Annotated in this window: 14 protein-coding genes; 7 read left to right on the top strand and 7 right to left on the bottom strand. The window is 63.0% G+C overall.

Going from position 1 to position 9,305, the window contains the following annotated elements:
- The first annotated feature begins 447 nt into the window (after positions 1-447).
- Positions 448-1,968, top strand: a complete 1,521-nt coding sequence (locus IF809_RS37250) for an FAD-dependent monooxygenase (RefSeq protein WP_462839980.1) — start codon at positions 448-450, stop codon at positions 1,966-1,968.
- 46 nt (positions 1,969-2,014) lie between these two features.
- Here IF809_RS37250 and IF809_RS37255 read toward each other — a convergent pair whose 3' ends face one another.
- Complete coding sequence (locus IF809_RS37255; protein ID WP_462839981.1) at positions 2,015-2,347, bottom strand: hypothetical protein; 333 nt, start codon at positions 2,345-2,347, stop codon at positions 2,015-2,017.
- A gap of 252 nt (positions 2,348-2,599) precedes the next feature.
- Positions 2,600-2,791 (bottom strand): hypothetical protein, encoded by a 192-nt coding sequence (locus IF809_RS37260; protein ID WP_462839982.1) that lies wholly within the window; start codon positions 2,789-2,791, stop codon positions 2,600-2,602.
- Positions 2,792-3,134: 343 nt separating this feature from the next.
- On the opposite strand from IF809_RS37260, the gene IF809_RS37265 reads away from it, so the two are divergent.
- Positions 3,135-3,335: a hypothetical protein gene (locus tag IF809_RS37265; protein WP_462839983.1), complete on the top strand. Its 201-nt coding sequence runs from the start codon at positions 3,135-3,137 to the stop codon at positions 3,333-3,335.
- Positions 3,332-3,574, top strand: a complete 243-nt coding sequence (locus IF809_RS37270) for a hypothetical protein (protein ID WP_462839984.1) — start codon at positions 3,332-3,334, stop codon at positions 3,572-3,574. The genes IF809_RS37265 and IF809_RS37270 overlap by 4 nt, the downstream gene beginning before the upstream one ends.
- Here the strand turns inward: IF809_RS37270 and IF809_RS37275 are convergent.
- The 5 genes from IF809_RS37275 to IF809_RS37295 all read right to left on the bottom strand — a co-directional run bounded on the left by IF809_RS37275 (position 3,571) and on the right by IF809_RS37295 (position 7,061).
- Positions 3,571-3,828 carry a hypothetical protein gene (locus tag IF809_RS37275; protein WP_462839985.1) on the bottom strand — a complete coding sequence of 86 codons (258 nt, stop codon included), beginning with the start codon at positions 3,826-3,828 and terminating at the stop codon, positions 3,571-3,573. The genes IF809_RS37270 and IF809_RS37275 overlap by 4 nt on opposite strands.
- A 106-nt stretch (positions 3,829-3,934) precedes the next feature.
- The gene (locus IF809_RS37280; RefSeq protein WP_453996417.1) at positions 3,935-4,183 is read right to left on the bottom strand and encodes a hypothetical protein; all 249 of its coding nucleotides are present in this window, start codon (positions 4,181-4,183) and stop codon (positions 3,935-3,937) included.
- Between the two features lie 239 nt (positions 4,184-4,422).
- A complete protein-coding gene (locus IF809_RS37285; protein ID WP_453996415.1) occupies positions 4,423-4,683 on the bottom strand; it encodes a hypothetical protein in 261 nt (86 codons plus the stop codon).
- 819 nt (positions 4,684-5,502) lie between these two features.
- Positions 5,503-5,637: a hypothetical protein gene (locus tag IF809_RS37290; RefSeq protein ID WP_453996411.1), complete on the bottom strand. Its 135-nt coding sequence runs from the start codon at positions 5,635-5,637 to the stop codon at positions 5,503-5,505.
- Positions 5,638-6,866: 1,229 nt separating this feature from the next.
- Positions 6,867-7,061 carry a DUF3606 domain-containing protein gene (locus IF809_RS37295; RefSeq protein WP_453996409.1) on the bottom strand — a complete coding sequence of 65 codons (195 nt, stop codon included), beginning with the start codon at positions 7,059-7,061 and terminating at the stop codon, positions 6,867-6,869.
- A gap of 136 nt (positions 7,062-7,197) precedes the next feature.
- On the opposite strand from IF809_RS37295, the gene ligD reads away from it, so the two are divergent.
- The 4 genes from ligD to IF809_RS37315 form a co-directional block, all read left to right on the top strand.
- The gene (gene ligD / locus IF809_RS37300) at positions 7,198-8,121 is read left to right on the top strand and encodes a non-homologous end-joining DNA ligase (RefSeq protein ID WP_462839986.1); all 924 of its coding nucleotides are present in this window, start codon (positions 7,198-7,200) and stop codon (positions 8,119-8,121) included.
- Positions 8,122-8,124: 3 nt separating this feature from the next.
- Complete coding sequence (locus tag IF809_RS37305) at positions 8,125-8,286, top strand: hypothetical protein (RefSeq protein WP_453996405.1); 162 nt, start codon at positions 8,125-8,127, stop codon at positions 8,284-8,286.
- Positions 8,287-8,399: 113 nt separating this feature from the next.
- Positions 8,400-8,813 (top strand): hypothetical protein, encoded by a 414-nt coding sequence (locus IF809_RS37310; protein ID WP_462839987.1) that lies wholly within the window; start codon positions 8,400-8,402, stop codon positions 8,811-8,813.
- A gap of 15 nt (positions 8,814-8,828) precedes the next feature.
- Positions 8,829-9,305 (top strand): SOS response-associated peptidase family protein (locus tag IF809_RS37315; RefSeq protein ID WP_462839988.1); only part of this gene is annotated, 477 nt, incomplete at its 3' end.

Here is a 9,305-nt window from a genome sequence, read left to right on the forward strand (position 1 = left end):
GGTACAGCACCTGGCCGACGGTGCCCTCGCCAACGTCGAAAGAGTGCCTGAAGAACTCGAATTCCTGGCTGCTCAGGGATCCAATGAGGTCATTCAGAGGACGGGAGCTCTCGGGCTTAGGACGCATATGGTCTTGGATTCCGCGGTGGCGATGCGGAACCATTACTTTCCCGTGACGGAACCCACGGTGCCAAAGTGAACACTCGGCGCCCGCACCGGCCTTCTTTTTTGCCGGCCTCCACACTTTTCTGATCGGGCGCGCCAGCCGCCGGACAGGCCGGTCCGCTGCTGGCAGCCGATCGGGGGAGCACGGTCCTTCGGCACGGCCCCGCGATGAGGGACAAAGCCCCTCCTCCCAGCTCAATATGTGGTGCGCAACGCCCTTGCTTCAAGCGCCCGCCCCCGGTGTACACCCCCGCGCCTCATACACCTGAGAGGGGTCACTACATGCCTGTCCTGTGTCCGAACGCCCGCACGCGCGCTCACGCCCCACCGGGTCGGCCTGCGCACGCGCCTGATCATTCCGTCCTCATCGCCGGCGGCGGGCCGACCGGGTTGATGCTGGCGGCGGAGCTGGCGCTCGGACGATGCGACGTCGCGGTTCTCGAGCGCCGCGAAAGCCAGGATCTCACGGGCACGCGGGCCGGCGGCCTGCACGCGCGCAGCATCGAGATCCTCGACCAGCGCGGCGTCGCGGATCGCTTCCTGCGCGAAGGCAAGGTCACCCAGCTCGCGGGCTTTGCCTGGACGCGGCTCGACATCTCCGATCTGCCCACGCGCCATCCTTACGGGCTGGCGCTGCGGCAGAGCCACATCGAGCGCATCCTGGCCGACTGGGTCGCAGAGCTCGGCGTGCCCGTCTATCGGGGCCATGAGATGAGCAAGATCGCGCAGGACGAAGCCGGCGTCGACGTGGCGCTCGCCGGCGGCGACAGCTTGCGCGCGGAATACCTGGTCGGCTGCGACGGCGGCCGCAGCCTCGTGCGCAAGGCTGCCCGCATCGAGTTCGCCGGTACCGATGCGACGCTCAGCAATCTCATGGCCGAGGTCGAGATGCGCGAGACGCCCGCATGGGGCCTGCGTCACGATGCGCTCGGCTTTCACGGCCTCAGCAGAAGCGAGAACGGCCGCGTGCTGGTGGTGATGACGGAAGCGACGCTCGATCGCAGCGGCGAGCCGGATTTAAGCGATCTCAGCGAAGCGCTCGTCGCGGTGTACGGCACCGATTTCGGCGTCCACAGTCCGGCCTGGATCTCCCGCTTCACCGATGCGGCGCGGCAGGCCGTCGCCTATCGCAAGGGGCGCGTGCTGCTCGCCGGCGATGCCGCGCATATCCATCACTCCGTCGGCGGCCAGGGCCTCAACACCGGCCTGCAGGATGCCGTCAATCTCGGCTGGAAGCTGGCGCTGGTCGCAAGGGGCCTCGCGCCCGACAGCCTGCTCGACAGCTATCACGCCGAACGCCATGGCGTCGCCGCGCGCGTATTGCGCAACACAAGAGCGCAGATCGCGTTGCTCCGCCGCGACGACCACGGCCGCAAGGCTGCGCGCGAGGTGATGTCCGAGCTGCTTGCGATGGAGGAGCCGCGCCGGCGCTACGGCGCGATGATGAGCGGCCTCGACATCCACTACGATCTCGGCGACGGCCATCCCCTGCTCGGCCGCCGCATGCCCGATCTCGCCTTGACCGTGGCGGGCCGCAAGCAGCAGCTGTTCACGCTGCTTCATCAGGCGTGCGGCGTGGTGCTCGATCTCGGCGGGCTGGTGGGCTTCGACATCGCGCCGTTCGCCGATCGCGTCACGCGCATCGCTGCCGTCTATGATGGCACATGGGAGCTTCCGTGCATCGGCGCGGTGTCAGCGCCGAACGCCGTGCTGGTGCGGCCCGACGGCCATGTGGCTTGGGTGGGAGACCAGAGCGGCGACGGACTTGCGGAGGCGGTGACGAAATGGTTCGGCGCAACCTAAGCGCCGCGGGCGTTGCCGAAGCAAACCGGCCCGCGGCGGCTTGCGGTCAGTCACCCGTCGGCGAGGTGTAGGACGGCTGCCCGCCGTGCTGGGATTCGTCGTACACCCCGTAGGTCCGGTAGGGATGCTCCCGCCGCGGGATGTAGTAGCCCGGCGCCGAGTCGTAGCCATAGGCATAGGCCGGCCCGTCGTCATAGGCATAGGCGGGGCCCGGCGCATAGGCATAGGCCGACGAAGCCGCGCCCGCGACGAGCGCGCCGGCGATCAATCCGCCGGCGAATGCAGGGCCGAAGTGGCGGGCCTGCGCGGGCGCCGTCGTCGCAATTCCGGTCAGCGCCAGCGCGCCGACGGTCGCACAAACAAGTGCTGATGATCTCATGGCTCAACCTTTCCAACGCGTATGACGAGCCAACGCCGGCAATCGGGTACGGTTGCCTGACATGCACGTGAAAGGCTTGCACGTGAAAGAACTGCACGCGAAGGGATCGCACGCGAAAGGATGGTCATGAATACGGCCCCGGCGCAGACGGGGGCACGCGCGCCGGAGCCGTCATTCCAGGCCGGTCAATCGGCGGCAGACCGGCCAGGTGACACAATCAGGTTCGGAACCGGAAGTTCCTAACGTCATCCGTCAGTGATCCCGCTCGTCGTCGTCCTCGCTGGGAAACGGCTCGTGCGTCTTGCGGCCGAGAAAGGTGTCCGGCACGTCCGTCTTCAGGATCTCCAGCGCCTTGGCGACCTGCTCGCGCATCTGCGCGTTCTGTTCGGCGATGGCGGATGCTTCAGTATGGACGCGACGGATCGGCGCACGATCGTCCGGCATGGACATGCTCCCTTACCTTGCAGGCGGGAGCACGCTCGGTCTCTCAGCCACCGGCGCCCACGGACAGAGCCTTGGCCGGTGATGGCAGGTAAACTACCGGAGGTCGCTTTTGTTCAAAAGTGAACTTTAGGCCAGTATGGTGCGCAAAATGAGTAAGCCGCTCAAGTGGAGCAAGCAACTCGTTGAAAACAACATGGAAATATCTGCTGCCGACATATCAAATGATCAAGACTCTCGCCGAGACGAGTCGTACAGTTAAGCATCACCGCAAGGCCCCCGGCAGATATCGGTGATGAGAACGCCCGATTGCGCTCCCGCCTTCCTCGAACATGGGAGCAGCGCCATGTTGAAGCGGCGTCGTTTCAAGCAGACCAAGACACTTCACCAGAGGCTCGCGGACGAGGCCGCGCGATTGCGCGAAGAAGCGCGCGCGCTCAGCCCCGGACGCCGCCGCGAGATGCTGCTGCGCCGCGCGCGGCAGGACGAGACGGCGATGCAGATCGAGGCCTGGCTGCATTCGCCCGGCCTGAGGGCACCGACATGACACAGCAATACCGCGCCTATCTGGTCGGCGAAAACGGCGTCTTCCGCTCCGCCGAAGCGTTCGAGGCGTCCAGCGACATCTCGGCCCTCGTCGTCGCACAGCAGTTCGCGCGCCGCGGCGACGTCGAGGTCTGGCAGCTCGACCGGAAGATCGGCCTGCTGAAGGGCCAGCGGCCGCACGAGGTCTCGCACGACGTCCCATGCGAGACTGACCGCTTTCGAGAGCAGGTGCGCAACTAGGCGGCCCGCGGCGCTTGCCCCGCCGGCTCGACCCGTGCTTCCAGCACGGCGATCGAGGTCCGCAGATTGTCGCGGCGCGAACGCAAGGTCAGCGCCAGCATGGGATAGGTGGCGCTGCCGGGATCGGAATTGCCGGCCTTGCGCTCTTCCTCGGCGATGTCGCGCTCCAACATCTGCATCCGCCAGTTGAGGTCGGAAATCAGCGCGTGGAGCTGCAAGGACGCGGTCGCTTCGAAACGGGACGGTGATGGCATGTGATCGCCTCAATCTGATACGGCCTGGTGGGCCGGGTTGGGGATTGAGACCTTGTTCAGCAAGACGGATGCCAGCTCTTTGGCAAACCGGCGCAGCGGCTCCGTCTCACTCGTCGGCCAGCTTCCGCTCGATGTAGGCGTCGACTGTCTCGGCGAACGAGCGCTGCACGCCGACCGAGGTGACATGCAGCGCGATCGCATCCTGCTGGAGCACCCGCAGGCCGCGCCTGCGGGCAGCGACCGGCGCCATCGCCAGATAGTCGTCGATGGCGCCCGTCGCCAGCGGGATACCTTTTGGATCTCCCCTGGCGATCAGCAACCGCAGAAAGCTCAGGCAATCGGCCAGACCCGCCATTTGTGGTCTCTCAGCCTTGCTGCGATTTCGGCTTCGGCTTCCGGACGGGCTGGGTATGCGTCCCGAACAGCGCCAGCAGCAACGCGACTTCTTCCTTCGAACCGATCTGGATCATGACTGTCTCCTTTTCGCTCCGTTGGTCGGTTCCGACGCCGGGCGAGTTCAGGACGATCTGGTTTCAGGACTGTTTCAAGGCTGTTTCGTCGTCGTAGGCCTGCTGCTGGGCGCGTGAGGATCGCTCAGCCGTTCGGCTGCCAGCCGATGATCGCCCCGACGAGACACAACAGCGCGCCAAAGGCCGTGCCGCCCATCTGCACCCAATACCGGATCGGCATGGTGTCCCGGTCAAACTCCTGCCGCGACCATCTCGACCAGTCCAGCCAGTCGTCGCTGACGAAGAGGATCTTCCTCTCGACATAGCCAACCCAGACCTTGCGCGAGCAATAGATGCCGATCCCGATCGCGAGCAGGCGATAGAGCAGGTCAAGGGCGGGGTTCATGTGGAGCCTCCGTTCACCGGCTCGGGCTGCGGCAAACGCAATAGCTCTGCCTGTCTTCGTGTCGCTGGCGGGGAGGCAGGTTCAATTGGTCCGGCAAGGGAGCGCTCGGAGCGCGCCAGGGGCGGCTGAGACACGCGGCTCAGTTTCCGGACCGAAGCGGGATCGCTGCGGGCCGGCATCTCGGCTTCGGCGCTCGTCTTCGCGGCCTCCGGCTCGGGTGGTTAGGCAAGCGCTTCCGCCATCCAGCGTGGCCAACCGGGCGAGACTGGCAGTTCCTCTGCCTGCGAGGACACAGGCACGCAGAGAGATCCCGGCATTTTCTCGCTCATCCCAGCTTCTCCTCGCCTGGGGAACCATCGTGAGGCATCTCCGCTTTGTCCGTTCGCTCGACCGGGTTGGCGGACACCGAGGGATTATCCCGATGCACGATCACGCTCTCAATCCGCGTCAACAGTTCCAAAGGACCTTCAACGGCTGCGCAGGCTTGCCCCAGCCGCGTCGAGCAGCTGCTTTGCAGCGGCCAGGCGCGCAAAGGTGTTTGCTGTCTGTCTCACCATGGTAGAGGGCAGCACGTGGATGGCCGGCTCGGTGCGGCTTCTCGCCAAAGCCTGAATGTCGGCCAACGTGGGCGATAGTTAATCATCGCTCGTCATGGGATGAGCGACGTGCTGGTCGACGGGTTTCCGTCTCCTGATCCTGGTCATTTCAATCTCCTCAAAAGGGCAATTATGTCTCCTTGAACAAAACGCCCGCGGCGGATGGCTCCGGTGCGGGTGAGTCATACTCGGTTCGATGAGGGGGATTTTCTTTGCCTATTCCTCAGTTCATCTTGCGCCGAAGCTTTTCAAGCAGCTTGCGCTGCTCCTCGATGTCCTCGCGCACCGTCTTCTGCAGTTCGTCGGTGCGTTCCGGGTCCGCAGGCGGGATCGATTTTGCAGGGAGCTTGCTAGCCATCAATCGTCCCAGATGAGTTCTCCGCACCGGCACTTGTACACGCGGGCAAAGCGTTTCGTGGTGATGTTCCAAATCTTGTCAGCCAGGGTGATTGGATGACTGCATTTGGGGCAACGGTTCACCAGAGGTGTTGGCGATGTTGAAGGCATGGTGGCGCTCGCAGCTCTTTGATCCAGAGACGCACAACCGCCGCGGTCGTTCCAAACAAAGCATGGTCGGCGGATTGGCGCTGCCTCCCGCGGCAACAAGACAGGCAGCTCTGCTAAATCATCGATCGATCAATTCCCACAGCGCGGGCGCGATCCAGCCTGCGAGCGCGAGCAAAATCAGATATTCGGCCAGCGCGCCTCCTGGTTCAAAGAAGACGTGAGACAGATCGCGTCACGACGCGCGATCGTTTTGGGTGCGAAACCTATCTCCGCATCCGCAGGCCGCAGCGGCGCACGCGATCAGCGCACACCGAGGTACCGGCACGTGCCTCGCGCATGCAAGCGTCTTGTCCAAGGTTTATGTGGCGATTTTAACTTATGTGTCCGCCACCTCCTGCTTGGAAAACTAACATCGCATCAATCAGTAGAAGGAACAGGCGATGGGAGAGAAGCGAAGGCACTTTAAACAAACAGACTTGCTCGAAACACGGCTGACGCAGTTGGCTGAAGACATGCGTGAACGCGCGGAAATGGGTACAAGCGGGTGATCAGCGAAACTCCTTGCTAAAGAGGGCCTATAACGCAGATCAAGCAATCGAGTTGGAGCGGCAGCTCCGCCAGGATCAATAGGAACGAGCCAGAATGGGAAGGATTGGTTCCGCGACCTGTAGGTCCCTCCCAAACTCGGCCCCTATCGCGGGGCCTTTTTTTAGCAGGGCAGACCGCTGCGCCTAACCACGCGCTCAGAGAGGAACATTCAGGGTGAGTAAACTCCGCTGATTTGTGCTTCGGTCAAAGCCTGCCCTCAGCCTCCGATCGTGGAAACGTCTGCTGACCGCTCGATAAGTGCATCATGACTTTGGATAACAAGAAGCCCGCAGCGGGGTGACCGTGAGGGGCGAGGCCAAACTTTCCGATCATGCCAGCTGCCACTGTTTTGCCCCACGGCTCAATTTTTTTGTTACGAAAAATTGGAGCTGACTCCGCCAAGCAGGGAGCTTCCGCGCCGGCGCCGGCATTCCCACCGGCCAATCGGCGGTATGCCGGTCCGAAACCAAATCCACTTTGAAACTGAAAATCCTATCGCCCCTTGCGCCCGAGCTTGCGCTCGACCTTCTTGCGGCTATTGCCGACCTTCTTGACAGCCTTCTTAACCGCGGAAGCCGACTTGCGCGTCTTCTTCGCCTCATAGGCGATTTCGTATTTTTGTCCTCCGGCGACGCGGGCCCGGTCCTGCTTTCGGCCACGGGCGGTCTGTTTCTTTGCTGCTGCCATGATGCATCTCCTTGCCTTGTAGAAACGCAAGGAGATTCAGTTGGTTCCGAGCTGCCACCCTCTGGCTGCGGCAAGACCGGAACGAATCCGCGGCGAATGATTCGAATCCGAAGTATTGGTTGCGTGGAGTTGGTCAGTGGCATCGCGCCGTCAGCGTCGGCCGGCTGAGATCGGCGTCAAGGCGCCCTTCCCCGGCTTTATCACACCGGCATTGGCTTCCTCGGTCGAGAGGGTGCCGTCGGGGGAGCGATGGATTCACGAGATCAAGTTCGATGGCTACCGCGTCCAGGTCCATCTCGCCAACGAAGCTGTTAAGGTCTTCACCCGCCGCGGTCATGACTGGACCAAGCGTTTGAAGAAGGCCGCCGACGACGCTTGGCACATTAAGGCGGGCTCCGCGATCATCGACGGCGAGATCGTCGTCCCGGCCGCCGACGGCACCACCGATTTTTCCGTCCTGCAAAACGAGTTAAAAGGCAAATCCAGCAAGATCGTGCTCGTCGCCTTCGATCTGCTCTATCTCAACGGACGCGACATCCGCCGCGAGCCACTCGGCCAGCGGAAGGCCGCGCTCAAGAAGATCATTGTGGACACCGACGTGCAATTCAGCGAGAGCTTCGAGATCGAAGGTCGCGACATGTTTGCCCATGCCTGCAAAGTTGGTCTGGAGGGGGTGGTTTCGAAGGTTCGTGACAGCACCTATGCCAGCGGTCGCGGCAATAATTGGGTCAAGACAACATGTACCCAACGCGAGACGTTGACCATCGCCGGCTTCGCGCTCGACGAAGGCAAATGGGACGGCATCTATCTCGGCCGCCACACGGGAGACGCCCTGATCTATGCCGGCAAGGTCGACCACGGCTTCGACAAGACCTCAGCCGCCGAGCTACAGAGACGCTTGCAGCCACTCATCCGCAAAACACAACCCTATGCCAAGCGCATTGCGCACAAGGGCATTTGGGTTGAGCCGAAGCTGCTCGCGGAGATCGAGTATCGCGCCAAGTCGGCCGAAGGAAAGGTTCGGCATCCCTTCTTCAAAGGCTTAAGGGAGGACTTGTGAGCCATGCGGGCAAAGTTTCGCACCGAGGGTTGGACGCCAGCGAGCGAGGAGGATCATTTCATGATCTGCCCGACCTGCGGCGAGCGGATCGACTGTCGCGATCTTGGCGAAGTGCTGGAGCACCTGCACGGTGAGCCAGTCGAGGAGGAGCCGCTCCGGCACTAGGCCAGACCGTTCAGCCTTTTCCACACCCACGAGACTCAGTAGCGGCCCTCCGGCCGACACCACTAGGAATCGATAATTTGCCAACGCCCCGGCGGCTTGGCTTTGATACTCCGATGTCCACGAAATCGCGCCAACTCCTCTACGGAACTCAGATCAAGATGTCGGACGAAGAGGCCGTCAAGGCCCGTAAGGAAGCCGACAAGCTCGCTTGCGTCGCGTGGAATTACCGGATGCTCGGCTACAAGGGTCCCGCTCAGCCGTCGCCGACGATCGGCGACGCGATCAATGCCGGCTTCCTTTATCTCGAGGTGCGATGCCTCGGCTGCGACACCAACCAAACCGTGGCCCTCGGCATTATCAGACGTCCGAAGACGACGCCCGTTCACGAGCTCGAACGCTATATGCGATGCAAGGACTGCTCGCAGGTGCGTGGCTATCCCTACAAAAGAAGTGCGCTGGTTGCGCTGAGGCCGACCAAGATTTCTGCCGATCATCCCGCCTCGTATTGGTGGCCGGGCGAGCGCTAAGGATACTATTGGAGCATGTGCAATCTCTATTCGATCACGACGAACCAAGCCGCCATCGCCGATCTCTTCCGGGTCGTCCGCCGCTATGAAGGCAACCTCGCGCCGATGCCCGGAGTGTTTCCGGATTACCCCGCGCCTGTCATTCGGGATGCCGGCAATGGCGAGCGCGAGATGGTGATGATGCGCTGGGGCATGCCGCCTCCGCCGCGCACCGGCGGCCCGCCCGTGACCAACATTCGCAACACCTCGTCCCCGCACTGGCGCGCTTGGCTCAAGCGGGAGCACCGCTGTCTCGTGCCGGTCAACAGCTTTGCCGAATACGCACCGGAGCCCAACCCGGAGACGAAGAAGAAAGACGTCGTGTGGTTCGCGCTCGCGGAGTCGCGACCGCTGTTTGCGTTCGCCGGCATCTGGACCACCTTCAACGGTGATCGGGGCACGAAAACGAAGCCCGTGACGGGGCCCCATCAGGTCTATGGATTCCTCACCACC

Source organism: Bradyrhizobium sp. UFLA06-24 (assembly GCF_054967145.1).

Coding starts and splice junctions, on each gene's coding strand:
- IF809_RS37255 (WP_462839981.1), bottom strand. CDS start 2,347: ATGAGATCATCAGCACTTGTTTGTGCGACCGTCGGCGCGCTGGCGCTG.
- IF809_RS37270 (WP_462839984.1), top strand. CDS start 3,332: ATGACACAGCAATACCGCGCCTATCTGGTCGGCGAAAACGGCGTCTTC.
- IF809_RS37260 (WP_462839982.1), bottom strand. CDS start 2,791: ATGCCGGACGATCGTGCGCCGATCCGTCGCGTCCATACTGAAGCATCC.
- IF809_RS37275 (WP_462839985.1), bottom strand. CDS start 3,828: ATGCCATCACCGTCCCGTTTCGAAGCGACCGCGTCCTTGCAGCTCCAC.
- IF809_RS37310 (WP_462839987.1), top strand. CDS start 8,400: ATGTCCACGAAATCGCGCCAACTCCTCTACGGAACTCAGATCAAGATG.
- IF809_RS37305 (WP_453996405.1), top strand. CDS start 8,125: ATGCGGGCAAAGTTTCGCACCGAGGGTTGGACGCCAGCGAGCGAGGAG.
- IF809_RS37285 (WP_453996415.1), bottom strand. CDS start 4,683: ATGAACCCCGCCCTTGACCTGCTCTATCGCCTGCTCGCGATCGGGATC.
- IF809_RS37250 (WP_462839980.1), top strand. CDS start 448: ATGCCTGTCCTGTGTCCGAACGCCCGCACGCGCGCTCACGCCCCACCG.
- IF809_RS37265 (WP_462839983.1), top strand. CDS start 3,135: ATGTTGAAGCGGCGTCGTTTCAAGCAGACCAAGACACTTCACCAGAGG.
- IF809_RS37280 (WP_453996417.1), bottom strand. CDS start 4,183: ATGGCGGGTCTGGCCGATTGCCTGAGCTTTCTGCGGTTGCTGATCGCC.
- IF809_RS37290 (WP_453996411.1), bottom strand. CDS start 5,637: ATGGCTAGCAAGCTCCCTGCAAAATCGATCCCGCCTGCGGACCCGGAA.
- IF809_RS37295 (WP_453996409.1), bottom strand. CDS start 7,061: ATGGCAGCAGCAAAGAAACAGACCGCCCGTGGCCGAAAGCAGGACCGG.